This window comes from Streptococcus sp. IsoGale022, assembly GCF_031142805.1.
Lineage (GTDB): Bacteria > Bacillota > Bacilli > Lactobacillales > Streptococcaceae > Streptococcus > Streptococcus sanguinis_A.
Genome location: NZ_JAKZJI010000006.1, coordinates 1 through 23,948 on the forward strand (window position 1 = coordinate 1; position 23,948 = coordinate 23,948).

The window sequence follows — 23,948 nt, forward strand, 5'->3', positions numbered from 1 at the left end:
ACTGATTTTGGTTAGCCTAGTCAATCTAGCAGGTCTCGTCATAGTTGCCGTTTCGGGGAAGTACATGCCCGATTATCGCTGGCAAGCCATTCTCTTTGCCCTGCTTGCACTGATTTTCTTAGTCAATGCTGGGTTGCCAATCTTTCTGCGTTCAAAATTCCAAGTGAGCAAGGGTCGAAAAATCTTGACCTACTTGACCAGCAGCGCTTCACTTATCGTCGTTCTCAATATCCTTTATTGGAGCCTTTACCAGTGGTGGGCTTTATAAATAACAGAAAGGAGCATTTCACATGCAGACTTCCATTTCAACTTCAACTATTAAAAAATTTCTCATCTGGGCTTATGGCATAGGTTGGTTTCTTATGATCTTCTTATGTTATTTCTCTCAGCAAAAACAAAACGTCATAGCCTCGGTCTTCTCTATTTCCGCTATGTTTGCGCCGAGTATCGCGGCTCTTATTTCCAAAGCTCCCATTAAAGAGGCCGGTTGGCGACCTAATCTGAGCAAAAAGTGGAAGTCCTATGCTGCAGTCTGGCTCTGGATTGCCTTTTATGCTATCTTTGGTGCGGTAGTTTATTTTAGCATTTTTCCCCAGCACTTTTCACTAGCCTTTAGCCTGCTTGCTAAAAGCATTGGAACTAGCAATCCAGCTCTAGTTCAATCCACGGTTTGGCAGTATGTCTTTAATTTTCTAACGTGGATAAATTTACTTTGTATCATTCCAGCTTTAGGTGAAGAGTTAGGCTGGCGGGGTGTGCTTTATCCTTATCTTAAGGAGCGCTACGGTCGGACGAAGGGTCGCTTTATCGGTGGTCTGATTTGGGCTTCGTGGCATTTACCTATGTTACTGTTTGCGGACAAATTATCACTAGACACCATTCTCTATATCTTTCCTTACTATATTATGGCGATTACTATGGGCTTCTTGTTAGATATTTATTATGTAAAAAGCAAAACCATTTGGTTGCCTGCTTTTGGTCACTCCACTATTGATACACTTGGCCCCCTGACTTCTTTGTTGGTCGCAGGAAATGTCAAACCTCTTGCCTATCTCGGGCCTGGAGCCAATGGGCTATTTGTAGGCTTACTAGCCATTGTAGTGGTTACTTGGCTAACCAAGCGGGAGGCGAAAGAAAACTAGAATTGAAAAAAGAAAGGAGCATTTTATATGCAAAACACAATTTCAACTTCAACCATTAAAAGGTTTCTAGCTTGGGCGTTTGGGCTCGCTTGGCCAGGTATGCTAGCCATAGCTTACTTTTATGCGAACAATCAGAAACTTGTCGGTAACATTTTATCCGCAAGTGTGGTAATGTTCGCCCCTATGGTGGCTGCTTTTTTGGCTAAAGCTCCTGTCAAGTCTATCGGCTGGAAATTGAAGCTCGCCAGTAAATGGCGCGATTACCTAGCCTGCTGGTTCGCCATTTGTAGCATTATACTTGGCGGCGCACTTGTCTATTTTGCTGTCTTTCCGCAGCATTTGGCTTTTGCCCTGAACCCACAAGTCGCCCTTCAAATTTTAATGATTTTTACGGTCTTAACTCTAGTCGTCAGTCTTTCTGGCTTGGGCGAGGAAGTCGGCTGGCGGGGTATTCTCTATCCTTATTTGAAAGAGCGCTACGGACGGACTAAGGGACGCATCATTGGTGGTCTCATCTGGGCTATTTGGCATTTTCCTGTCAATATGATTGGAGCAGGGACGCTGGGTGAGCGTTTCTTAAATTTAATTCCCTATTATATCATGGCTATTTCTTTTGGGATTATCCTTGATATTTACTATGTACGTAGCAAAACCATTTGGCTGCCAGCCTTTGGACATGGGGTCATTGATGCCGTTGCCATGATAACTACCGTTTTCACTGTTAGTGGGGTAGAAACGTTTAAATTCCTTGGTCCTAGTCCAACTGGACTTTTTGGTGCTCTCATTGCTCTTATCATTGCCGTTTGGCTGACCAAGCGTGAAGCGAGAGAAAGTCAGCAGGGGATTTCTTAATATTTTTTAGGTGATTTTTCTACCACTTACTAGCGCAATCTAACCACTTACCAAAAAGAGATTGATTTGGTGTACTTCTTTTGTTAGGATAAGGGTGTAGGGGAAAATACACCTTAAGGAGGTCACACATGACACATACTTATCAAAAGACAGCCCATCGCTCTAGTCTGGAAATCTTGCAAGAAGAAGCAGGGGCAAAAAATTGGTGGCTGAGCCTGCCGCTGGCTTTTCTTGCGATTGCTGCGGGAAGCCTCATCAGCGGAGCTTTGTCCCAATGGCTCTTGCTGCCGAGCATGACGGACGCCAATCGCTTACTGATAGGCATCGTTTCTTTATCCGTCTTTTTAGGTAGCAGTTTACTCATCATTCTCTTCGTCGCTAAATTTTGGGAGCGGCGCAGCCTTGCCAGTTTTGGACTTTGGAAGGAAAAATTAGGGTTCAATCTGCTGCTTGGTACAGCACTGGGTTTCTTCTTAGTCCTTCTGGCTGTGGGCTTCAATCTGCTCGGCGGACAGCTCCACATTCAAGTCGAAAAGCAGTTCAATCTAGGAATTTGGCTCTTTTTCCTGGTCAATTTCTTCTTTCAGGCGCTGGCTGAAGAGATGATTTACCGCGGCTTTGTCATGAACAAACTCCGCACCAAGCTGGACTTGCTACCGGCTGTCCTGCTCAACTCCCTACTCTTTGCGGTTATCCACATTTTTAAAGGTGGAACGCCCGTCCTTTATATCCTCAATGTCTTTCTGACCGGGATTTTCCTTTCCCTCCTTTTTGCACTGACGGACAATCTCTGGCTGGTCATAGCGCTGCATGCGGCTAATAACATGATTTATCTAGGTGTCTTTGGAGTGATTGGGACGGGCAACAATCTCCAGCACGGTAGTTTCTTACAGACGACTTTGACCAGTCAAGCCAACAGTTTCTTAGCAGGAACGCCAAGCGAACCTCTATCAGGCGGGCTGATAGCAGTCATCGTTATGGCGCTGGCTGCTCTTCTCACCGCCTATCTAGCCAAGAAAAAGCAAGTGTTTAGCTAAGCCCTCCTTGTCTTTTATCCTCAAAAACAGTATAATGGAGAAAAGAATTTGAAAGTTCTCTAAATAGTTTTAGGAGGATTGCTGGCAGAAAATCTTGTCCGTTTGAGTAGCGCCTTGCTTACATTTGTAGGAGCCATGACTTATCTAGAGCTAGTTGCTTTGTTTGTCCTTAGCTAGAAATCAATTTTAAGAGGTATCAAAATTGGGAATTAGTGAAACCATGAAAGCCCTAGCTGATCCAGTTCGGCGGGAAATATTAGAAATATTAAAAAAAGGTCCTAAGTCGGCTGGTGAAATCGCTCAAGTCTTCGATTTGACGGGAGCGACGGTATCCTACCATTTGTCCCAGTTGAAAAAAGCGGGGCTCATCTATGAAGAACGGCAGAAAAATTACATTTACTACCATTTAGATGCTACGGTTTTTGAGGAAATTTTGGTCTGGATTGCCGCGCTAGGAGGGAAAAATAATGAAAACGAAACTGAGAAATAACCTTAGGGAATTGCTGCTGACTTTCTTGGTTATTTGGCTGCCACTTGCTTATGCCTTATGGATTTATCCTAGTTTGCCAGAGAATATTAGGATCAATTTCACGTCGCCGATTAGCCCGACATTTAAGTATGTACCCAAATTTCTCTTTATCTGGGGTCTGCCAATCTTTATGACTTTGGCACAGCTGATTGTTTATGGGGCAACGGCTTACCGAGAAATCACCAAGCCAGCTTTTGCCCGCTTCGTCCTTTGGATTGTTCCCTTGACCCATATCATTGTCTATCTTTCTATTTTGTTCTATGCTCTCGATTCTCACTTCAATGTTAATAAGATTGCCTTGATTTTTTCAGGCTTGATGTTTATGATTTCTGGGAATTATATGCCCAAGAAAGTGGTGGTGGAAGAAAAACCAGCGCCGCGTTGGCTAGCCTACCTCTTTATCCTAGTCGGATTGACAGCCGTACTAGTGGGACTTTTTCTTTTGTAAATCAAGTGAAAACAAAGTGCACAGATTGTGCGCTTTTGTTTAGTCTCATTCTGGCTCTTTGTCAACTGTAGTGGGTTGATGAGAAGTTATAATCTGGAGAGGACTAAATCAGTCCTCTCCTTTTTGATGTTCAAAGCGATGATTTCTTTATGAGTTCCAGCATCTAGAACATCCAAGATTATGGTGTTAGGGTCTTTTATTCCCAGTAAGTTTGTGATAAAATTGAACTGTTCCATAAGAGTCTTTCTAATGATGGTTTTGTCGCTTTTCATTATAGGTCTTATGGGACTTTTTTTCTACAACAAATAGGCTCCATCATTCCTACAGTGGTTTTACCCACTACAGAAATTATAGAGCTATGAAAATCTGGGCGTATTTTTTTATTGCAGTAGAGCTTGATGAATTTTAGATTGAAATCTATTTAGAAAAAAATCAAAATAGATTTGACAGAAAGAAAGGAAAGGTGTATAATCCATTTAGAAAAAAACCTAAACAGTTCAGGAGAAAAACGATGATTTCCATTCATATCTTGATTGCCATGCTGCTGATTTTAGGGGCAGTTCTTGTTCCTTTGCTTTATTTTAAAAAGACCAAGCACATTTCTCTATTAGTCTTTCTTTTAGGGGGAGTCGGTTTTTATTTATCGAGTCAAGTTCTGGAAAATATTTTGCACCGTATCGTTTTACAGCCTCAGGCTGATGGAACTATCGCTTTGAAGACGGAAAATCCCTGGCTATATGTTCTTTATGGTATTGCTGCGGCAGCTATCTTTGAAGAAACAGCCCGCTGGGTCATCTTTTACTGGCTGCAGAAGAAGCGCCCACTGACCTTTAGGGATGGTGTGGCCTATGGCTTGGGTCATGGTGGTATTGAGGCTTTGTTTGTTGGTATTGTCAGTCTCTTAAACTTTTGGGTTATAGCCCAAGTAGTGACTCAGGGGAATGCTCAGACGCTGGCTCAAATTCCTCAAGCAATTATTGACAATGTCCGTTCCATGAACGCTGGCAGCATCTATCTTTTGGCTTTTGAACGGATCTTGGCTATTCTCATTCAAATCCTTCTGACCTTCTGGGTTTGGAAGGCGGTCAAGGAGAAGGCTCCAGTGTATTTTATAGCTGCTCTGGGACTTCACGCCCTGATTGACTTAGCGCCTGCTCTGGCTCAGGTAGGCTTTCTTCCGCCACTGGCTGTTGAGGCTTTGCTCTTAGTAGAAGTAGTGGCACTAGTCTTTCTGACCAAGAAAATTTTGAAAGTTTACCTGAAAGAAAGGTTCAATCATGGGGATCAGTCAAACGCTTAAAGCCCTAGCTGACCCAGTTCGGAGGGATATTCTGGAAATGCTCAAGCATGGTCCGAAGTCTGCAGGGGAAATTGCTCAAGCTTTTGAACTGACCCCTGCGACGGTATCCTACCACCTCTCTCAGCTAAAGAAAGCCGGTCTGCTCATAGAAGAAAAGCAGAAGAACTTTATATATTACAGCTTAGATGTCACGGTTTTTGAAGAAATTCTTATCTGGTTTCAATCTCTTGGAGGAGGAAACAAAAATGAAAAAAAATAGTTTACAAGAATTAGGCTGGGCACTTGGCGTCATGCTCTTGCCAGTTTTATATGCCATCTGGGTCTATCAAAAATTACCAGAAAACCTAGCTATTCACCTTGACTTGTCTGGAAAAGGCGACTCCTTTTTACCTAAGTTTTTAGTAGTTTCGGCTTTTCCAATTGTCATGATGCTGCTAGAAGTTATGATTTATTGGTCTACTGTTGCTAAAGATATCTTAAATCCCACTTTTAAACACCTTATTCGCTGGATATTTCCTTTTACCTTTGTTTCGCTGTATCTAGCTACCATTTATCGGGGCTTAAATGAGAGTTTTGATGTGCGTAAAATAGCAACTATGCTAGTTGCTTTGGTTTTCATAATTGTAGGCAATTACTTGCCCAAAAAAGTACAAGCTGACAGAAATTCCATGAATAGAAAATGGGCACACCTCTTTGTTTTGTTAGGATTTCTTACTTTTATAGTCAGCATTTTCTATTTGTAAGCGGATTTATGCTATAATGGTATCAAGTATCAAATAAAAGGGTTATCATGATTACCAAGGAGCATTATCAATTTATCCGGCAGCACCCTGCCTTTGTCAATCTGCCAGTGGAGCTTTTCGATAAATTAGCAGTGGAGATTCAGTATCGCAAGATTCCAAAAGGGCAAATTATCTTTTTTGCAGGAGACCGGCGTGAGCGCCTTTTTCTCTTGTCTCAAGGCTATGTTCGGATTGAGCAGTATGATTCGACAGACACATTTTCTTATATGGATTATGTCAAGAAAGACAGTGTTTTCCCCTATGGAGGTATGTTTTTTGATGAGCGCTATCATTACACAGCCAGCGCTGTCACCAATGTCGAATATTTGTCCATTCCTATCGATTTGTTTGAAGATTATTCAAAGAAGAGTGTGGACCAGCTGTTGTTCATTACCAAGCGCCTATCGCAAATCCTGGAATTTCAGGAACTTCGTTTGCGCAATGTCGTAGCAGCTAGTGCAAGCGAGCGTGTTATCCAGTCTTTGTCGCTGCTCTGCATGGATTTGTGCAAGGAGGGGGATAGCCTGCCCTTTCCTATCAGTATGAAAGAGTTGGCAAAACTAGGAGCCACAACTCGGGAAACGGTCAATCAAGTTCTGAAAAAGCTCTTGGATGAAGGTCGGATTGAATACGAACATAAAAAATTAACTTTTAAAGAGAAAGAGTATTTTATGAAATACCTTGCTGGAAGCTAATCTATTTTGATTGGCTTCTTTTTTGTCAAACAAATTCAAAATATTCTAATATTAACCATGTACTGATTTTATTTTAAAAAATAAATATTCACAAAAATAATATAATGCATAAAATATTCAAAGAAAACGCTTTAAAGAAGAATATTATAAAAATAAAAATAGAAAAAAGCAAAGGATTTGGCATTTGTAATGTGGTTTTTTTCTTGAAAGCGGTAGCATTAAATGCTAGAATAGTACATGTAAACGGGCTTAGAAAAACCTAAACCGCAAAGAAAAAGGAGGATAGTAGATGTCTACACATCCAATTCGTGTTTTCTCAGAAATTGGAAAACTGAAAAAAGTTATGTTGCACCGTCCTGGCAAGGAGTTAGAAAACTTGCAGCCGGACTACTTAGAACGTCTTCTTTTTGACGATATTCCTTTCTTAGAAGATGCACAAAAAGAACATGATAACTTTGCTCAAGCGCTTCGTAATGAAGGAGTTGAGGTGCTCTATCTTGAGCAGCTGGCTGCTGAGTCACTGACTTCTCCAGAAATCCGCGAGCAATTCATCGAAGAATATCTGGAAGAAGCCAATATTCGTGGCCGTGAAACCAAGAAGGCTATTCGCGAACTGCTTCGTGGTATCAAAGATAACCGAGAGTTGGTTGAAAAAACGATGGCAGGGGTTCAAAAAGTTGAATTGCCAGAAATTCCTGAAGAAGCAAAAGGCTTGACGGACTTGGTGGAATCTGATTATCCATTCGCTATTGATCCAATGCCAAACCTCTACTTCACACGTGACCCATTTGCTACAATTGGTAATGCTGTATCGCTCAACCACATGTATGCAGATACTCGTAATCGTGAAACTCTCTACGGTAAATACATCTTCAAATATCACCCAGTATACGGTGGAAATGTTGAACTTGTATATAACCGTGAAGAAGATACACGTATCGAAGGTGGGGATGAACTGGTTCTTTCAAAAGATGTGCTGGCGGTTGGTATTTCACAACGTACAGACGCAGCTTCTATCGAAAAACTCTTGGTCAATATCTTCAAGAAAAATGTTGGCTTCAAGAAAGTTTTGGCTTTTGAATTTGCCAACAACCGTAAGTTCATGCACTTGGATACTGTCTTCACTATGGTTGACTATGACAAGTTCACGATTCACCCAGAAATCGAAGGCGATCTTCGCGTATACTCTGTGACTTATGTTGATGATAAACTTAAGATTGTTGAAGAAAAAGGTGATTTGGCAGAAATCTTGGCAGAAAACCTTGGTGTAGAAAAAGTTCACCTGATTCGCTGTGGCGGTGGCAATATCGTAGCTGCTGCGCGTGAGCAGTGGAACGACGGTTCTAACACCTTGACCATCGCACCTGGTGTGGTAGTAGTGTATGACCGTAACACCGTTACTAACAAGATTTTGGAAGAATACGGCTTGCGTTTGATCAAGATCCGCGGAAGTGAATTGGTTCGCGGTCGTGGTGGACCACGCTGTATGTCTATGCCGTTTGAACGTGAAGAAATTTAGGAATCCAGTATTTTACTGATACTCAAAGAATAGAAAGAGGAAATAATAGAATGACACATTCAGTATTCCAAGGACGTAGCTTCTTAGCAGAAAAAGACTTTAGCCGTGCTGAGTTAGAATACCTTATCGGTCTTTCAGCTCACTTGAAAGATTTGAAAAAACGCAATATTCAACACCACTATCTTGCTGGTAAGAATATCGCTCTCTTGTTTGAAAAAACATCTACTCGTACTCGGGCAGCTTTTACAACAGCAGCCATTGACCTAGGGGCACATCCAGAATACCTTGGTGCTAACGATATCCAGCTTGGCAAGAAAGAATCTACAGAAGATACTGCTAAAGTTTTGGGCCGTATGTTTGACGGGATTGAATTCCGCGGTTTCAGCCAACGCATGGTAGAAGAATTGGCAGAATTCTCAGGTGTTCCAGTATGGAATGGTCTGACTGACGAATGGCACCCAACTCAAATGTTGGCTGACTACTTGACTGTTCAAGAAAACTTTGGCCGTCTGGAAGGCTTGACATTGGTATACTGTGGTGATGGACGTAACAACGTTGCCAACAGCTTGCTGGTGACAGGAGCTATCCTTGGCGTAAACGTTCACATCTTCTCACCAAAAGAACTCTTCCCAGAAAAAGAAATCGTTGAATTGGCAGAAGGCTTTGCTAAAGAAAGCGGCGCTCGTGTATTGATTACAGAAGATGCTGACGAAGCAGTTAAAGGTGCAGATGTTCTTTACACAGACGTTTGGGTATCAATGGGTGAAGAAGACAAGTTTGCAGAACGCGTTGCCCTCCTCAAACCTTACCAAGTAAACATGGATTTGGTGAAGAAAGCTGACAATGAAGATCTTATCTTCTTGCACTGCTTACCTGCATTCCACGATACAAATACTGTTTACGGTAAAGATGTCGCTGAAAAATTCGGTGTAGAGGAAATGGAAGTAACAGACGAAGTCTTCCGCAGCAAATATGCTCGTCATTTTGACCAAGCAGAAAACCGTATGCACACAATCAAAGCGGTTATGGCTGCAACTCTTGGAAACCTCTACATTCCAAAAGTATAATCTTACCTAAGAAACCGTCTACCAACAGCTATGAGGGCTGCGACTAATAGCTTTAGTCCGGCCCTCTTTTATATGATAAGAAAAGCTCATTTTCTTATTGAAAATTAAAAAATCTACTAAAATAAATTGGAAGCGCATTCATTAGGGCGCAATTAAGGAGAATTTAATGGCAAATCGTAAAATCGTTGTAGCTTTGGGAGGGAATGCCATCCTTTCATCTGACCCATCAGCGAAAGCACAGCAGGAAGCCTTGGTGGAAACTGCTAAGCACTTGGTGAAATTGATTAAAAACGGGGATGATCTTATCATTACCCATGGAAATGGTCCACAGGTAGGGAACTTACTGCTGCAACAGTTGGCAGCGAACTCTGAGAAGAATCCTGCTTTCCCACTAGACTCTCTTGTGGCTATGACAGAAGGCAGCATCGGCTTCTGGCTGCAAAATGCTTTGCAAAATGCTCTCTTGGATGAAGGTATCGAAAAGAATGTTGCTTCTGTTGTGACGCAAGTAGTAGTTGATAAGAACGATCCAGCCTTTGTCAACCTCAGCAAGCCAATCGGTCCTTTCTACTCAGAAGAAGAAGCCAAAGCAGAAGCTGAAAAGAGCGGAGCGACTTTCAAAGAGGATGCTGGTCGTGGTTGGCGTAAGGTCGTTGCTTCACCAAAACCAGTGGATATCAAGGAAATTGAAACGATTCGTACGCTTTTGAATCAAGGTCAAGTAGTAGTGGCTGCGGGTGGCGGCGGAATTCCTGTCGTCAAGGAAGACAATGGCCATCTTACTGGTGTTGAAGCCGTTATTGACAAGGACTTTGCTTCTCAGCGCTTGGCAGAGTTGGTTGATGCAGACCTCTTCATCGTTCTGACTGGCGTGGACTATGTCTTTGTTAACTACAACAAACCAGATCAAGCAAAGCTGGAACATGTGAATGTTGCTCAGTTGGAAGAGTACATCAAGCAAGAACAATTTGCACCAGGCAGCATGCTTCCAAAGGTAGAAGCAGCTATCGCCTTTGTTAACGGTCGTCCAGAAGGGAAAGCAGTTATCACATCTCTGGAAAATCTGGGTGCTCTCATTGAGTCTGAGAGCGGTACGATTATTGAAAAAGGCTAGGAATAGAACTAGCTGAAAAGCGATAGCAAGTAATCTCTATTGCTGATGGAAGTCTTTTCCTGAAAATCTTTGATTATTTTCAAAAACACTCGCTTTTTCAATGTTAATATGGTAAAATAAAAACAAAGTAAGCGTTTTCTTGTTTACTCATGCAGGAAAGTGCAGGTTCGTAACCTCGTAAAAAACGTTTAGGAGGAAAAACAAATGAGTGAAAAAACAAAAAAAGGGTTTAAGATGCCTTCATCTTACACTGTATTGTTGATAATCATTGCCATTATGGCAGTGCTTACTTGGATTATCCCAGCCGGGGCTTTTGTAAAAGGTGTTTACCAGCCTCAGCCCCAAAATCCACAAGGAATTTGGGATGTCCTGATGGCACCGATTCGTGCAATGCTGGGCACGCATCCTGAGGAAGGATCCTTGATTAAGGAAACTACAGCAGCCATTGATGTTGCCTTCTTCATTCTCATGGTTGGTGGTTTCCTTGGTGTTGTAAATGAAACTGGCGCTTTGGATGTAGGGATTGCCTCTATTGTTAAGAAGTACAAGGGTCGCGAAAAGATGCTGATTGTTGTCTTGATGCCTCTCTTTGCCCTCGGTGGTACTACCTATGGTATGGGTGAGGAAACCATGGCCTTCTATCCGCTTTTGGTGCCGGTGATGATGGCGGTTGGTTTTGACAGCCTGACTGGGGTGGCTATTATCCTGCTTGGATCGCAAATCGGATGTTTGGCTTCTACGCTAAATCCATTTGCAACGGGTATCGCTTCAGCGACTGCTGGTGTCGGAACTGGTGAAGGGATTGTCCTTCGTCTTATCTTCTTGTTTGTCCTGACAGCTCTCAGTACTTGGTTTGTTTATCGCTATGCGGATAAGATTCAAAAGGATCCGACCAAGTCACTGGTTTACAGTACTCGCGAAGAAGACTTAAAACACTTCAACGTTGAAACTTCTTCATCTGTTGAGTCAACACTGAGCAAAAAGCAAAGAATTGTTTTAGTATTGTTCATTTTGACATTTGTCCTTATGGTATTGAGTTTCATTCCTTGGACAGATCTCGGTATTACTATCTTTAAGGACTTCAATACTTGGCTGACTGGTCTTCCAGTTCTTGGTAAGATTGTTGGTTCATCTACTTCTGCACTGGGTACTTGGTACTTCCCAGAAGGAGCGATGCTCTTTGCCTTCATGGGAATCTTGATTGGTGTTGTGTACGGTCTCAAGGAAGACAAGATTATCTCTGCCTTTATGAACGGTGCAGCTGATCTGCTTAGCGTAGCCCTAATCGTAGCAATCGCCCGTGGTATCCAAGTTATCATGAACGACGGTATGATTACAGACACTATCCTCAACTGGGGTAAACAAGGACTCAGCGGTCTATCCTCACAAGTATTTATCGTCTTGACCTACATTTTCTACCTGCCAATGTCCTTCCTTATCCCATCATCATCTGGTCTAGCCAGTGCAACTATGGGAATCATGGCTCCGATGGGAGAATTTGTCAATGTCAAGGCTAGCTTGATTATCACAGCTTATCAATCTGCTTCAGGTGTGCTGAATCTGGTTGCACCAACTTCTGGTATCGTTATGGGAGCTTTGGCACTTGGACGTATCAATATCGGTACTTGGTGGAAATTTATCGGCAAGCTGATTGTAGCGATCATTGCTATCAGTATTGGTCTCTTACTCCTAGGAACTTTCTTACCGTTCCTATAAGCTAGAAGCTGAGGTGATTCCATGAAAAATTTTATAACGGAAGAGGCTAAAGAAGATTTTCTTGAATCTTTGAAAACAATCGTTTCTTATCCTTCAGTACTGAACGAAGGTCAAAATGGAACACCTTTTGGACAAGCTATCCAAGATGTCCTAGAAAAAACTTTAGAAATCTGTCGAGGGCTAGGTTTTACAACCTACCTCGACCCTAAAGGTTATTACGGATATGCAGAAATCGGTCATGGAGCTCAGCTCCTGGCCGTTCTCTGTCATTTGGATGTTGTTCCATCAGGTGATGAGTCGGACTGGCAGACGCCTCCCTTTGAAGCTACTGTCAAGGATGGCTGGATTTTCGGTCGTGGGGTTCAGGACGACAAGGGACCTTCCATGGCCGCTCTTTATGCGGTAAAAGCATTGCTGGATAGCGGAGTGGAATTTAAAAAGCGAGTTCGCTTTATCTTTGGTACAGATGAGGAGACACTTTGGCGCTGTATGGGCAGGTATAACCAGCTAGAAGAGCAGGCTGCACTTGGATTTGCGCCGGACTCTTCCTTCCCTTTAACCTATGCTGAAAAGGGGCTTTTGCAGCTTAAGCTGGAAGGGCCGGACTCTGATACTTTAGAGCTCGAAGCTGGGCAAGCTTTTAATGTCGTTCCTGCCAAGGCTTCCTATTCAGGCAGCCTACTGGAGTCAGTCGTTGCTGGCTTGGAAGATTTAGGCTATGAATATGAGCGAACGGCAGAAGAAGTAACGGTTATCGGCTTGCCCAAGCACGCCAAGGATGCCGCCCAAGGAATCAACGCTATTATTCGCCTAGCCAAGGTCTTGCAGTCCTTGGATTCGCATCCGGCTCTTGCATTTCTGGCTCAGGCGGTCGGTGAAGATGCGACAGGCAGCCATCTCTTTGGGTCTGTGTCTGACGAACCGTCGGGCTTTCTTTCCTTTAATGTTGCTGGTCTGACTTTAAACTCTGACCGCTCTGAGATTCGGATTGACATGCGGATTCCGGTCTTGGCAGACAAGGACAAGCTGGTTGAACAGCTAGCAGAGATAGCCAGTCAATACGAGCTGACCTATCAGGAGTTTGACTACTTGGCTCCGCTCTACGTACCTTTGGACAGCGAGTTGGTCAGCACCCTGATGGAAATTTATCAGGAGAAAACAGGAGACGACAGTCTAGCCATGTCTTCGGGTGGAGCAACCTTTGCTCGTACTATGCCTAACTGTGTTGCCTTCGGCGCTCTCTTTCCGGGAGCTGACCAGACGGAGCATCAGGTCAATGAACGATTCCGCCTGGCTGATCTGTATCGGGCCATGGATATTTACGCAGAAGCCATTTACCGCTTGACTACAACACCTTAAATGCTGACTTTTTAAAACCATCTTCAAATCATATTTGTGCTGCCTTGCTCTGGTCAAGTATGGCTTGCTGATTTACTAATGGATTTCATTGAAGCAAAAATCGTAAATAGAAAAAGCTGAGGCAAATTTTGTCTCAGCTTTTATTTACTAAAGAAGAATGGTGGAGTGAATTCCTTGAGCTTCTCAAAGCAGTCAAGGGCACCTTGGTTATCCTCGCAGATAATCAGACAGACGTCATCTCCACAGACAGTAGCTACAATCTGTGGCAGCTTTAGAGCGTCTAAGATGGCACCGAAAGACTGGGCCAGACCAGGCAGGGTTTTCATGACGACTTGATTTTGAACTGGTCTCAGCATGACTAAGGCATCCTCCATGTAGAAACGAAGGCGTTTTTCCCAACGGGATGGTGCAATACTGTTGATGATATAGTAGGAAGTATCGTTCTCACTGACCTTGACCAGATTGAGTGCTTTCATATCTCGTGAAAGAGTGGACTGGGTTACAATGACGCCGTTTGCTTCCAAATGCTCCTGAAGTTCTTGCTGGGTATGGATTTTTTTCTCCATGATTAAGGAGCGGATGAGACGGTGTCTGCTTTCAATTTTATTCATAAATTTTCACCTATAGTTATTTGATAAACATAGCATCACCAAAGCTGAAGAAGCGATAGCGCTCAGTAATGGCATGCTCATAAGCTTCAAGCGTTAAGGAACGTCCGGCAAAGGCAGAGACTAACATGACCAGAGTTGACTTGGGCAGGTGGAAGTTGGTTGAAAAAGCATCAACGACCTTCCAATCGTATCCTGGCTTGATAAAAATATTGGTCCAGCCAGAGTCAGCCTGAATCTTCCCCTGAAATTTATTGCCAATTGTCTCCAGAGTTCGGATAGATGTGGTACCGACTGCAATAACACGGCCGCCCTTAGCCTTGACCTGACGGAGTGTCTGGGCAGCTTCTTCGGACAGACTGTAAAATTCGGAGTGCATCTCGTGATCATCTAAGCTGTCCACAGAAACCGGTCGGAAAGTTCCCAGTCCGACATGAAGAGTGAGGTAGACCAGCTTGACTCCCTTGGCAGCAATCTGCTCCAATAGCTCTTCTGTAAAATGAAGTCCAGCAGTTGGCGCAGCGGCAGAGCCGTTTTCTTTAGCATAGACAGTCTGGTAGCGTTCGCGGTCTGCCAGTTTTTTCGTGAATATAAGGCGGAAGCGGCATTTCTCCCAAACTTTCCAAGACCTCTAGGAAAATCCCTTCGTAGTCAAAGCGCACGATTCGACCACCATGGTCAAGCTCATCTACCACAGTAGCAGTTAAGCGGCCATCTCCAAAGGAAATTTGAGCACCTACTCTGAGGCGCTTGGCTGGCTTAGCTAGCACTTCCCAGTCATCTCCCTGAGTATTTTTAAGCAGTAGCAGCTCGACATGGCCTCCTGTCTCAGGTTTGATACCATAAAGGCGGGCAGGCAGGACACGGGTATTATTCATAACTAGGGCATCGCCGGGCTGGAGCTGATCAATAATCTGGTCAAAGTGCTGGTCGGAGAAGGTCCCCGTTTCTTTATCAACCACAAGCAAGCGGGAAGCATCCCTTTTCTCCAAAGGCGTCTGAGCAATCAGCTCTTCGGGCAAGTCAAAATCAAAATCAGCGGTATTCATCGTATCTCCTTATATTGTTTTCATCAGCCAGAGTAGGTAGGCGGCTAGTAGGAAGGGACTGGCTGTAAGTAAGCCTCCCAAAATCAAGCTCAGCATCTGCCAGCCTCGCTGTTTTTTCAAGAGGAAGCTCAGGCTGCAGAGCAAGACTCCGACTAAAAATAAAATCAATAAAACAATCAGTAAAAACATGTCTCTATTATAACACGATTTGCTGCAAAAGGAAGCGAGCACGACTAGAAAGTATGTCTATTTTGCAGACTTTTTCTTGACAAAAATTGGTCTATACCATATAATAGAATTAAGAAAAAGATGTGGAGGTGGAAAATGAAAATTATTCAAGTGGAAAACCAAGTAGAAGGTGGCAAAGTGGCTCTCGAGCTGCTCAAAGAAAAGCTGGCTCAGGGGGCAAAAACTTTGGGCTTGGCTACAGGCAGCAGCCCAGAAGAATTTTACAAGCAGATCGTTGAGAGCGACCTTGATTTCTCAGAGATGATTAGTGTCAATCTGGATGAATATGTCGGTTTGCAGGCGGACGATTCTCAGTCTTATCGCTATTTCATGAACCAGCACCTCTTTAATCAAAAGCCTTTTAAAGCAAGCTTCCTGCCCAATGGCGCGGCGAAAGATTTAGAAGCAGAGGTTGCGCGGTACAATCAGCTTCTTGCAGAGCATCCGGCTGATTTGCAGATTTTGGGAATTGGTACGAATGGTCATATCGGCTTCAATGAGCCGGGAACCAGTTTCGACAGCCAGACTCACTTAGTGGATCTGACGCCGTCCACCATTCAGTCCAATGCTCGATTCTTCGACAAGATGGAAGATGTTCCGACTCAGGCCATTTCCATGGGAATTGGCAATATTCTCAATGCTAGGTCCATCATCCTCTTTGCTTACGGTTCAGCTAAGGCCAAGGCTATAGCAGGGACTGTTGAGGGTGAGGTGACAGAGGAGCTGCCAGGCAGTGCTCTCCAGAAGCATCCAGATGTTGTGATTATCGCTGATAAGGAAGCTCTTAGCTTGTTAAATCACTAAGATTTTGCCGTTGTTGCTATAAAATTGGCTTTGCCAGATAAAAGTCTCTTAATTTCCTATCTATTTTTTAGGTAGGATTTTTAGATTTATGGTTGACTTTGCGTAAAATATGATATACTAGATAGGTATAATTGTTCTTTGGAGGATCCTGTGAAGAAAAAGCTTTTGTTATTGGGAATTGCGTTCCTGACCTCGTTAGCACCACTAGCTGCTAGGGCTGATGAATTGGTGGATATGGCTAAAAAGATGTATCCGCATGATAATGTTCAGGCGATTAATCGTCCCAAGTCTTCTCTCGTTATTGATGGCAGTACAGGCGATGTTGTATGGGAGGATAATGTCGATGAGGTACGTGACCCAGCCAGTATGAGTAAGCTCATGACGCTTTACTTGGTCTTGAAGCGATTAAGGAAGGAAAAATCAGCGAAAAGACGGTCATTACAGCTACACCTCAGGATCAGGCCATCGCTAATATTTATGAAATTTCAAATAATAAGATTGTCGCAGGTGTAGACTATACCGTAGCTGAGCTGATTACTATGACCATCGTGCCTTCATCCAATGCGACAACTGTCATGCTGGCCAATTATCTATCGGATAATGATCCAGATGCTTTCTTGGATCGGATGAATGCCAAGGCTCAAGAGCTGGGTATGACGAATACCAAGTGGTTCAATGCCAGCGGTGCGGCGGCAGTTTCTTTTAAGGGCTATTATAACCCTCAGAATTATGATAATACTCTCAGCAATCAGACAACAGCCCGTGATTTAGCGATTCTAGCATATAACTTTGTCAATCACCATCCTGAAATTCTAAACTATACTAATAAAGCTAAGGTTACGGTTAAAGCTGGAACTCCTTACGAGGAAACCTTTGACACCTATAATTACTCCCTGCCAGGTGCTAAATACGCACTCAAGGGAGTAGATGGGATGAAGACGGGTTCTAGCCCTAATGGTGCTTTCAACTATATCGCGACCATTAAGCGTGGCGATCAGCGCATGATTGCTGTGATTATGGGAGTTGGTGACTGGTCTGACCAAGACGGTGAGTATTACCGCCATCCTTTTGGTAATGCTTTGATTGAGAAGGCTTATGCGGACTACGAGTACAAAAAACTCTTATCCAAGGGTGAGCAGGAGATTGATGGACAGAAATATAAGCTGCCTGAGGATTTCTACGCTACTGTTAAAAAGGGAACCGAGCCTAAAGTCAAGGTTGAAAACAATGTTCTCAAGGCTGAAAATGGCTTGAAGACCTTGTCTAGCAAGATCTCTGATGAAATGAAAGTCGAGAAAGTTGAGAATCCAGTTGCTCAGGCTATTGAAAATGTGACTGGCAGCAAGTCGGAAAGCAAGCCTTGGTATGGTGTGTTCTTCAGCGATAAGATGTTGATTCTGCTGCCTGTTGGCATCCTGCTAATCATTCTGTACTTTGAATACCGCAGTCGTCAAAAACGCAAGGCTGCAAAGCAGGAACGTCGTAGAAATACAGATGTTGAATAAAGGGAATGTCCTCTGTCACATGCGAACGGAATGACTTTCCAAGCTAAAACTCAGTTCTTTCGCTGAGTTTTCTTTCTGTCTTAAGGAGATTTCGATGCGAAAAAAGTTTCACAACAGCTATTTAGCTCATTTTTTACTTTTTAATTTTTTCTTTCTGGCCTACTCTCTTTTTTCGACCCTGATATCAGTCTATATGCAGGACTTAGGCTATTCTAATGCTCAAGTATCGCTAGTAGTGTCGTCTTCCTTCTTTGCTTCCATGTTGGCTCAGCCAATCTTTGGAGTTCTCAGCGATACATTGGGCATTAAAAAGTCTTCCTTTTTAGCTTTCTAGCTATGATGGTCGGGGCTGTCTTTTTTATGAAGGCAACTCAGCTTTGGCAGCTCTTGGTCTGGTATAGTCTGGTCCTCTTGCTGATTAACGGGGTCAATCCAGTCATGGATGTTCTTGCGGCTCAAAGTCCTTATACTTATGGGAAGATTCGGATTTGGGGAACTATTGGCTATGCCTTAGGCTCTCAGCTGGCAGGACTAATCTATCAAAGAGTCGCACCACAGGCTATTTTCCCAGTCTTTATTGGCATGATGCTTATCAGCAGTCTAGGACTTTTGGGAATCCAGCCCAAGCACGACCGAGCAGCCCTAGAAAGCAGGAATACCCGCAAGCAGACAGGTCTGGGGAAGCTCTTGACCAACAAAACCTATCTCTTTTACCTGCTGTTGGTCGCCCTTTACTCTGGGGTGGGGAATACTGGTCATACCTATATCCCGGCCATGCTACAGCATAGTGGCTTAGAGGTAGATAGGGCTTCGACTGTCGTTGCCTTATCAGTTCTGGTTGAAGCGCCTTTTATCTTTTATTCCTATCTTTTTATGGACAAGCTTTCGATGAAAAAGCTTCTTTATATCTGTCTGGGAATCATCTTTCTCCAGTACAGCGTCTATGCTTTAGACCTAGGTTTGATTTCGAAAATCGGGATGACTCTCCTTTCCAAGCACGTGACAGGCATGGTTTTGATTATGGTGACCCTGAAAATCGTAGCTAGCTTGGTTGATGAAAAATACTTGGTCACTGCCATTGCTCTGGTCCAGACAGCCCGCAGTCTAGGAACCATTCTCATTCAAAATCTTGCGGGTCACTTTCTGGACAGTTGGGGTTACGAAGGAATGAACCTCTTTTTAGCAGCTGTTATCTGTCTAGTCTGTCTGCTGGCCCTCTTTCTGAAATTACCAGAACGAAAAGGAAATCAGTTATTTGGATAATGAAAAACGAGTAGAGAGATGTTCTCTCGACTCGTTTTTTTGACAGTGTAGATCTTTTCTCTTTTCTTTTGCGAATATTTTAGTAAATGAGAGAAATTTTAGAGGGGGCTAGAATATGTTTGTGGCGCGAACTCATAAGGGGCTTTTGTGTAATGCTCTGGAGGAGAAGATTGAGAAGGGGGCTGATTTCGTCTGCCCCGCTTGTTCAGGGGCAGTCCGTTTAAAAAAAGGTAAAGTTATGCAGCCGCATTTTGCCCATGTCTCGCTAGAAGAGTGTAGCTTTTATAGGGAAAATGAGAGCGCTGAGCACCTCAACCTTAAGGCAGAGCTTTTTCGCTGGGCTGGCCAGACAGAAGAAGTTGAGGTGGAGGCTTTTTTGCCTGCTCTGCAGCAGATTGCTGATCTACTGGTTGATGAAAAACTGGCGCTTGAAGTCCAGTGCAGTCCTCTAAGTATAGAACGGCTGCAGGAACGGACGTTTTCTTACCGCCAGCATGGCTATCAGGTTCTCTGGCTCTTGGGGCGAAAACTTTGGCTCAAGGATTCCCTAACCCGTCTGCAGAAGGATTTTCTCTATTTTAGTAAAAATATGGGCTTTCATCTCTGGGAGCTGGATCAAGAAAAGCGAGTTCTGCGTCTCAAATACCTGATTCACGAAGATCTGCATGGAAAAGTCCAGCACAAGACCAAGAACTTTCCCTTTGGTCACGGCCAGCTTTTGGATATTTTGCGTTTGCCCTTTCAAAAGCAGGAGATGAACAGCTTTCTGGCCCAGCAAGATCCGCACATCTGCAGCTATATCCGCCGTCAGCTTTATTATCAGCAGCCTAGATGGATGCGGCTGCAGGCGCAGCTCTACCAGAATGGCGATAATCTCTTGACTAAGAATGCAGAGGATTTCTATCCACAGGTTCGGCCAATACAAGCTGCCTCCTTCTGTCAGATAACTACTGACCTGACTGACTATTACCAGCAGTTTGAGAACTATTACGCCAATCTCCAGCAAAAAAATCTGCAAATTGTTTATTCACCAGCTTTTTATGAGATGATAAAAGAAAATTGTTAAGTACCTCTAGTTTCTCATTGATGAAGCCATAATCTTTTAGCTATCCTTTCAGTTTTAGAATATTTGAGAATCCTGTATAATATAATAAAGTAATAAGTTAGATATTTAAAAATTCTAAATCGTGCTAATCCAGCTGGCTTTAGCAAAGATGAGAAGCGAAAGGAGCCACCATGAAGAAAATTTTTGTAATATTTCTGATTATCACTACGCTCAGTTCGGCTATGTTTTTAGGAGGTTGCAGTACGCCAAGCAGTCGGTCAGAAAAAGAAGAAATGCTTCAGATTGCAGAGAGTAAAAAGATGAAGAGAGCCTTGGAAGATTTTCTTAAGGAATTAGATCCCAAAGCTTTGACAGCAGAAGGGAAGATTAAATCCTATGAAATTCAAAAGGATAAGTTAGATTATAACCCAATGGGTGGACTAAATGTTTATATAATTATTAATGGGAATGAAGTTTTGAATATTGATATGACTGTTCAATAAGAAGATACTGGAGAATATGAAGTTGTATCATATGGTATTCCACAAGAATTGAGTGAGTTATTAGGAGAGGATTAATATAGCTAATAATGCAGAGTACAATGATAAGCAGAATGTTGCAGCAGCTTTGGTAGAGTATCGTGAATTAGAATTTGGGAAAAATTACTCAATAGCAGGTAAGAATTGATACATTGGTAATCTTTCTCAGATTTACGATAATGTACATGGCAATGAAGAACAAGCTTATATCTTTACGAACCCTTAAAAATGATTGCGTTTTCATATCCTGTAGAAAAATAGTATAACAATCAATATAAGACGCTAATCTAAAACTGGCTTCTCATTTTCGTTAAGGTATCAGCTTTAGCAAAGACGAGAAGTGAAAGGAGCTGTCATGAAGAAAATTTTTGTAATATTTCTGAGTATCATCACGCTCAGTTCAGCTGTGTTTCTAGGAGGTTGCAGTATGCCAAGCAGTCGGTCAGAAAAAGAAGAAATGCTTCAGATTTCAGAAAGTAAAAAGATGAAGAGTGTAATTGAGGAAGGGCTGAAAAAGATTGACCCTCAAGCATTAACACCTGAAGGGAAAATTAAAAGTTATGAAATTGATAAGAAAACTCTGACTCAGAACCCAATGGGAGGATTAATGTTTGATTTAATCATTAATGGTGACGAAGAAGTAACACTAGGATATGTCATTACAGAGGACGAAAATGGGAAATTTCATAGGAATGGAACTGTGTGGTCACCGAAGCTTACAGAACTAATGGATGAAGAAAATGTAAATAGCAATGAAGAATAAGGTTTTTCCTTCATAACTTCCTAGCAATGATTGCGCTATGATAAAGCATTTTATATTTATGAATCTTTGATGATTCCGCTTTCATATTCTTTGGGAAAATAGTATAATAATCAATATAAAACATTAATCTAAATCTAGTTTCCCACTTTTGCTAAGGATCCAGCTTTAGCAAAGATGAGAAGCGAAAGGAGCCACCATGAAGAAAATTTTTGTAATCTTTTTGAGTATCATCACGCTCAGTTCAGCTATGTTTTTAGGAGGGTGCAGTATGGTAAACAGTCGGTCAGAAAAAGAAGAAATGATTCAGATTGCGGAGAGTAAAAAATCTAAGAGATTGATTAAGCAAATGTTAAAGAAGAAAGATCCTGAAGCATTGACAGAAAAGGGAATAATCAAAAAATATACAATAAACGAAAAAAATCTTGAGTATAATCCCATGGGAGGTTTAATTGTTGAGCTTATAATCAACGATGATCCTGACTTGACAATTACAACAACATTAACGGAAGATTCTAATGGACAGATGGAGTATTCTGGATACGTAATTTCTGGTGAACTCGCAAAGAAATTGAGAGGAGAATAATATGACATATGATGAATCATTTAGTGATAAACAGAAAGTAAAAATTGCCTTACAAGAATATGAGATAAAACGTGTTAATCAAGAAATTGAACTAAGTGACGAAACCTATGTTGGAACCGTCTCCCAAATTTACGATAATGTAAATGGTCATGAAGAGCAGGTCTATGTGCTAACGAATAAAGAAAGTGGCTTAACAGAAGCTGAAATCAAAGACTCTAATGGGAGTTTGCGTGGTGCTGTTCCCTACTCAGCTTCGGATGCTGAGCGTGCTCAGGTGCAGGATGTGACAGTCATGATGCAGGGCTCTCAGACCAAGACGCACACTCCTAAGTTGCTCCACGATACAGTTACGGATTGGCTGCCAACAGACTTTGTGACGGCATCTCACCGTCTGGGACCTGTAGGTGCAGTAGAATATGCTACCCCTTTTGTTTATCGTCATTCAAAAAATATGATTACTCAAAAAAGCCGAGAAGAATTAGATAAGGCAGATCGAGATGTAAGTAATAACATAGGAAATGTAGTAGGATTCTTTAATAAAGAAGCTGGTCAAGCTGTGAAGCAGAGCCTTAATTCTTTCAATAAAAATCCTTTCAATGAGCTGAGGAAGAATGTTATATCAAATCTTGCAGGTGTTTCTGGCGGAACTTTCACGACAGGAATTGCTGCACCGAATATTTTGGTAGCTGCTAGTTATCTCAAAAAGACACAAGAGTTTCCTCCGGCTCAGTTTAAGGATGCGGCTAAGCATCTTAAGGAAACCATTCGTAAGTACCCTAATGCCAAGATTGATCTTTACGGACACTCTTTGGGTTCTATGGATATCCAGTATGCTCTATCCACCCTGACAGAGGAGGAGATGCGCCATATTGGCACAGTCCATATCTACAATGGCCCTAATATCTATCCTCTCTTGCCCAAGGAACAGCAGGCACGACTGGATAGCGCTAAGTATAAGATTTTTAATCATATCGACCATAAGGACATCGTCAGCTTAGGCTACAGCTTATCTGGCAGTGAAAATGCTGCTGGTATTGTACGCCATATTGCGACTGTCGAAAAAGAAATCGGCGATCAGCATATGATGGAGGGCTATATCTACGATAAAAATAAAAACTTTGTGCTTATGGATGGGACAGGTAAGACGACTATCAAGGATACCATCAAAGCAAATATGATTCCTTACCAGAATATGAAGAAGTATCTGTCTAAGGGTGGATTTAGCAGTAATGAAAAGATTTATCTGGACAGTGTTCAAGCCCAGGCAACTGTTCAAAATTTAGTAAATGTGACCAAACTAGGCTATGACACTTTGAAGCAGGCTAGAGATCAGGTTGTTAGCGAAGCAGAAAAGCTAGCAGAGCAGTTGGGAAAAGTTCCTCAGGGCTTCAGTCTTAGTGCAGATGAGGTGACTGCAGCCTATCAGGCTGGAGGTGCAGATTATCAATCATTGGTCGGATCTTTACAAGAGCACTTTGAAAGTCGATTGTCTAAATTTCAAATGCCTCTAATTATCTTTGAAGTTTTGCAAGGTCAGATTGAAGCTGGCATTGAGCAGCTGCTGGCTAAAGATCAGGCGTTAGCAGGAGATTTTGAACAATGGAACCAAATCAATCAATGAAGCAGGATATAGCTAAAAAAGAAAAAGAGATGGAGGAACTTTACTCAGAACTTCAGCGGGAACGCTTGAAGATTGATAAAGAACGAGATGTCATCCTATCTAAGAAAAAAGCTTTTTCCGACATGCTACAAGAAGAGTATGAAATGGCGACTGCTATTTTGCGGAAACAAGAAAGGGACACTAGTATCGAATGGCAGGCTCTAAATCAGTATATAGAATCCTATGATATATTGGCGGAAGAGGCTAGCAGCGAGGAACTGAAAAATCTTGATCTAAAAGATGAGAAAGTTTTGGAAACATTCTCTAAGCAGAGACGCCGTTTAGAATGGGAAATTGAAGATAGCTATTCTCATCTTCGTGATTCTAAATAAATCTGCTGT

At 42.5% G+C, this 23,948-nt stretch carries 22 protein-coding genes and 5 pseudogenes; 24 read left to right on the forward strand and 3 right to left on the reverse strand.

The features are described 5' to 3' along the window. The 15 genes and pseudogenes from RG608_RS04395 to RG608_RS04465 form a co-directional block, all read left to right on the forward strand. Nucleotides 1-268, forward strand: a pseudogene (locus RG608_RS04395) (methicillin resistance protein FmtA); the annotation flags it as partial. Nucleotides 269-290: 22 nt separating this feature from the next. Next, nucleotides 291-1,142 (forward strand): CPBP family intramembrane glutamic endopeptidase, encoded by an 852-nt coding sequence (locus RG608_RS04400; protein ID WP_002929784.1) that lies wholly within the window; start codon nucleotides 291-293, stop codon nucleotides 1,140-1,142. A 27-nt stretch (nucleotides 1,143-1,169) separates the two neighbouring features. Next, complete coding sequence (locus RG608_RS04405) at nucleotides 1,170-1,994, forward strand: CPBP family intramembrane glutamic endopeptidase (RefSeq protein ID WP_268686411.1); 825 nt, start codon at nucleotides 1,170-1,172, stop codon at nucleotides 1,992-1,994. 128 nt (nucleotides 1,995-2,122) lie between these two features. After that, nucleotides 2,123-3,031 (forward strand): CPBP family intramembrane glutamic endopeptidase, encoded by a 909-nt coding sequence (locus tag RG608_RS04410; RefSeq protein WP_002897963.1) that lies wholly within the window; start codon nucleotides 2,123-2,125, stop codon nucleotides 3,029-3,031. Between the two features lie 202 nt (nucleotides 3,032-3,233). Beyond that, a complete protein-coding gene (locus RG608_RS04415; RefSeq protein ID WP_002897962.1) occupies nucleotides 3,234-3,521 on the forward strand; it encodes an autorepressor SdpR family transcription factor in 288 nt (95 codons plus the stop codon). Then, nucleotides 3,499-4,008, forward strand: coding sequence for a hypothetical protein (locus RG608_RS04420; RefSeq protein ID WP_002906985.1), 510 nt, complete (start codon nucleotides 3,499-3,501; stop codon nucleotides 4,006-4,008). The genes RG608_RS04415 and RG608_RS04420 overlap by 23 nt, the downstream gene beginning before the upstream one ends. 511 nt (nucleotides 4,009-4,519) lie before the next feature. Then, nucleotides 4,520-5,308, forward strand: coding sequence for a YhfC family intramembrane metalloprotease (locus tag RG608_RS04425; RefSeq protein WP_268686412.1), 789 nt, complete (start codon nucleotides 4,520-4,522; stop codon nucleotides 5,306-5,308). Beyond that, on the forward strand, nucleotides 5,286-5,567 hold the full coding sequence (locus tag RG608_RS04430; protein WP_268686413.1) for an autorepressor SdpR family transcription factor: 282 nt from the start codon (nucleotides 5,286-5,288) through the stop codon (nucleotides 5,565-5,567). Before RG608_RS04425 ends, RG608_RS04430 begins: the two co-directional genes overlap by 23 nt. Further along, the gene (locus RG608_RS04435) at nucleotides 5,554-6,051 is read left to right on the forward strand and encodes a DUF1648 domain-containing protein (protein ID WP_268686414.1); all 498 of its coding nucleotides are present in this window, start codon (nucleotides 5,554-5,556) and stop codon (nucleotides 6,049-6,051) included. Before RG608_RS04430 ends, RG608_RS04435 begins: the two co-directional genes overlap by 14 nt. Nucleotides 6,052-6,098: 47 nt before the next feature. Beyond that, complete coding sequence (locus RG608_RS04440; RefSeq protein ID WP_268686415.1) at nucleotides 6,099-6,785, forward strand: Crp/Fnr family transcriptional regulator; 687 nt, start codon at nucleotides 6,099-6,101, stop codon at nucleotides 6,783-6,785. Nucleotides 6,786-7,074: 289 nt separating this feature from the next. Beyond that, nucleotides 7,075-8,304, forward strand: coding sequence for an arginine deiminase (gene arcA, locus RG608_RS04445; protein WP_002912023.1), 1,230 nt, complete (start codon nucleotides 7,075-7,077; stop codon nucleotides 8,302-8,304). A 50-nt stretch (nucleotides 8,305-8,354) separates the two neighbouring features. Further along, nucleotides 8,355-9,371: an ornithine carbamoyltransferase gene (gene argF / locus RG608_RS04450; RefSeq protein WP_002925466.1), complete on the forward strand. Its 1,017-nt coding sequence runs from the start codon at nucleotides 8,355-8,357 to the stop codon at nucleotides 9,369-9,371. Nucleotides 9,372-9,537: 166 nt separating this feature from the next. After that, on the forward strand, nucleotides 9,538-10,485 hold the full coding sequence (arcC, locus tag RG608_RS04455) for a carbamate kinase (RefSeq protein WP_002897952.1): 948 nt from the start codon (nucleotides 9,538-9,540) through the stop codon (nucleotides 10,483-10,485). A gap of 204 nt (nucleotides 10,486-10,689) precedes the next feature. Further along, complete coding sequence (locus RG608_RS04460; protein ID WP_268686416.1) at nucleotides 10,690-12,201, forward strand: YfcC family protein; 1,512 nt, start codon at nucleotides 10,690-10,692, stop codon at nucleotides 12,199-12,201. Nucleotides 12,202-12,222: 21 nt separating this feature from the next. Further along, complete coding sequence (locus RG608_RS04465; RefSeq protein WP_268686417.1) at nucleotides 12,223-13,560, forward strand: dipeptidase; 1,338 nt, start codon at nucleotides 12,223-12,225, stop codon at nucleotides 13,558-13,560. Between the two features lie 140 nt (nucleotides 13,561-13,700). Here the strand turns inward: RG608_RS04465 and RG608_RS04470 are convergent, their stop codons facing one another. The 3 genes and pseudogenes from RG608_RS04470 to RG608_RS04480 form a co-directional block, all read right to left on the reverse strand. Beyond that, complete coding sequence (locus RG608_RS04470) at nucleotides 13,701-14,171, reverse strand: arginine repressor (RefSeq protein ID WP_308946592.1); 471 nt, start codon at nucleotides 14,169-14,171, stop codon at nucleotides 13,701-13,703. Nucleotides 14,172-14,187: 16 nt separating this feature from the next. After that, nucleotides 14,188-15,217 (reverse strand): annotated as a pseudogene (gene queA, locus RG608_RS04475) (tRNA preQ1(34) S-adenosylmethionine ribosyltransferase-isomerase QueA). A gap of 9 nt (nucleotides 15,218-15,226) precedes the next feature. Beyond that, entirely contained in the window at nucleotides 15,227-15,406 is a 180-nt protein-coding gene (locus RG608_RS04480) for a hypothetical protein (protein WP_268686419.1), read from the reverse strand. A 135-nt stretch (nucleotides 15,407-15,541) separates the two neighbouring features. Here RG608_RS04480 and RG608_RS04485 point away from each other — a divergent pair, with 135 nt between their 5' ends. From RG608_RS04485 to RG608_RS04525, 9 genes and pseudogenes are all read left to right on the forward strand, one after another. Beyond that, complete coding sequence (locus RG608_RS04485; protein WP_268686420.1) at nucleotides 15,542-16,249, forward strand: glucosamine-6-phosphate deaminase; 708 nt, start codon at nucleotides 15,542-15,544, stop codon at nucleotides 16,247-16,249. Between the two features lie 150 nt (nucleotides 16,250-16,399). Continuing rightward, nucleotides 16,400-17,754, forward strand: a pseudogene (locus tag RG608_RS04490) (DUF1958 domain-containing protein). Between the two features lie 94 nt (nucleotides 17,755-17,848). Continuing rightward, nucleotides 17,849-19,017, forward strand: a pseudogene (locus tag RG608_RS04495) (MFS transporter). Nucleotides 19,018-19,132: 115 nt separating this feature from the next. Continuing rightward, nucleotides 19,133-20,083, forward strand: coding sequence for a competence protein CoiA (locus RG608_RS04500; protein WP_268686423.1), 951 nt, complete (start codon nucleotides 19,133-19,135; stop codon nucleotides 20,081-20,083). A 170-nt stretch (nucleotides 20,084-20,253) separates the two neighbouring features. Then, nucleotides 20,254-20,640, forward strand: a pseudogene (locus tag RG608_RS04505) (DUF1310 family protein). Between the two features lie 316 nt (nucleotides 20,641-20,956). Continuing rightward, nucleotides 20,957-21,364, forward strand: a complete 408-nt coding sequence (locus RG608_RS04510; protein ID WP_268686425.1) for a DUF1310 family protein — start codon at nucleotides 20,957-20,959, stop codon at nucleotides 21,362-21,364. A gap of 196 nt (nucleotides 21,365-21,560) precedes the next feature. Beyond that, complete coding sequence (locus RG608_RS04515) at nucleotides 21,561-21,947, forward strand: DUF1310 family protein (RefSeq protein ID WP_032906448.1); 387 nt, start codon at nucleotides 21,561-21,563, stop codon at nucleotides 21,945-21,947. A 1-nt stretch (nucleotide 21,948) separates the two neighbouring features. Further along, nucleotides 21,949-23,568: a hypothetical protein gene (locus RG608_RS04520; RefSeq protein WP_268686426.1), complete on the forward strand. Its 1,620-nt coding sequence runs from the start codon at nucleotides 21,949-21,951 to the stop codon at nucleotides 23,566-23,568. Next, nucleotides 23,565-23,939: a hypothetical protein gene (locus RG608_RS04525; protein ID WP_308946633.1), complete on the forward strand. Its 375-nt coding sequence runs from the start codon at nucleotides 23,565-23,567 to the stop codon at nucleotides 23,937-23,939. Before RG608_RS04520 ends, RG608_RS04525 begins: the two co-directional genes overlap by 4 nt. Nucleotides 23,940-23,948 lie beyond the last annotated feature (9 nt).

Bases quoted from the DNA above. Each gene is read 5' to 3' on its own strand.
- RG608_RS04400 (WP_002929784.1), top strand. From the start codon at position 291: ATGCAGACTTCCATTTCAACTTCAACTATTAAAAAATTTCTCATCTGG.
- RG608_RS04405 (WP_268686411.1), top strand. From the start codon at position 1,170: ATGCAAAACACAATTTCAACTTCAACCATTAAAAGGTTTCTAGCTTGG.
- RG608_RS04410 (WP_002897963.1), top strand. From the start codon at position 2,123: ATGACACATACTTATCAAAAGACAGCCCATCGCTCTAGTCTGGAAATC.
- RG608_RS04420 (WP_002906985.1), top strand. From the start codon at position 3,499: ATGAAAACGAAACTGAGAAATAACCTTAGGGAATTGCTGCTGACTTTC.
- RG608_RS04425 (WP_268686412.1), top strand. From the start codon at position 4,520: ATGATTTCCATTCATATCTTGATTGCCATGCTGCTGATTTTAGGGGCA.
- RG608_RS04430 (WP_268686413.1), top strand. From the start codon at position 5,286: ATGGGGATCAGTCAAACGCTTAAAGCCCTAGCTGACCCAGTTCGGAGG.
- RG608_RS04435 (WP_268686414.1), top strand. From the start codon at position 5,554: ATGAAAAAAAATAGTTTACAAGAATTAGGCTGGGCACTTGGCGTCATG.
- RG608_RS04440 (WP_268686415.1), top strand. From the start codon at position 6,099: ATGATTACCAAGGAGCATTATCAATTTATCCGGCAGCACCCTGCCTTT.
- arcA (WP_002912023.1), top strand. From the start codon at position 7,075: ATGTCTACACATCCAATTCGTGTTTTCTCAGAAATTGGAAAACTGAAA.
- argF (WP_002925466.1), top strand. From the start codon at position 8,355: ATGACACATTCAGTATTCCAAGGACGTAGCTTCTTAGCAGAAAAAGAC.
- arcC (WP_002897952.1), top strand. From the start codon at position 9,538: ATGGCAAATCGTAAAATCGTTGTAGCTTTGGGAGGGAATGCCATCCTT.
- RG608_RS04460 (WP_268686416.1), top strand. From the start codon at position 10,690: ATGAGTGAAAAAACAAAAAAAGGGTTTAAGATGCCTTCATCTTACACT.
- RG608_RS04465 (WP_268686417.1), top strand. From the start codon at position 12,223: ATGAAAAATTTTATAACGGAAGAGGCTAAAGAAGATTTTCTTGAATCT.
- RG608_RS04470 (WP_308946592.1), bottom strand. From the start codon at position 14,171: ATGAATAAAATTGAAAGCAGACACCGTCTCATCCGCTCCTTAATCATG.
- RG608_RS04480 (WP_268686419.1), bottom strand. From the start codon at position 15,406: ATGTTTTTACTGATTGTTTTATTGATTTTATTTTTAGTCGGAGTCTTG.
- RG608_RS04485 (WP_268686420.1), top strand. From the start codon at position 15,542: ATGAAAATTATTCAAGTGGAAAACCAAGTAGAAGGTGGCAAAGTGGCT.
- RG608_RS04500 (WP_268686423.1), top strand. From the start codon at position 19,133: ATGTTTGTGGCGCGAACTCATAAGGGGCTTTTGTGTAATGCTCTGGAG.
- RG608_RS04510 (WP_268686425.1), top strand. From the start codon at position 20,957: ATGAAGAAAATTTTTGTAATATTTCTGAGTATCATCACGCTCAGTTCA.
- RG608_RS04515 (WP_032906448.1), top strand. From the start codon at position 21,561: ATGAAGAAAATTTTTGTAATCTTTTTGAGTATCATCACGCTCAGTTCA.
- RG608_RS04520 (WP_268686426.1), top strand. From the start codon at position 21,949: ATGACATATGATGAATCATTTAGTGATAAACAGAAAGTAAAAATTGCC.
- RG608_RS04525 (WP_308946633.1), top strand. From the start codon at position 23,565: ATGAAGCAGGATATAGCTAAAAAAGAAAAAGAGATGGAGGAACTTTAC.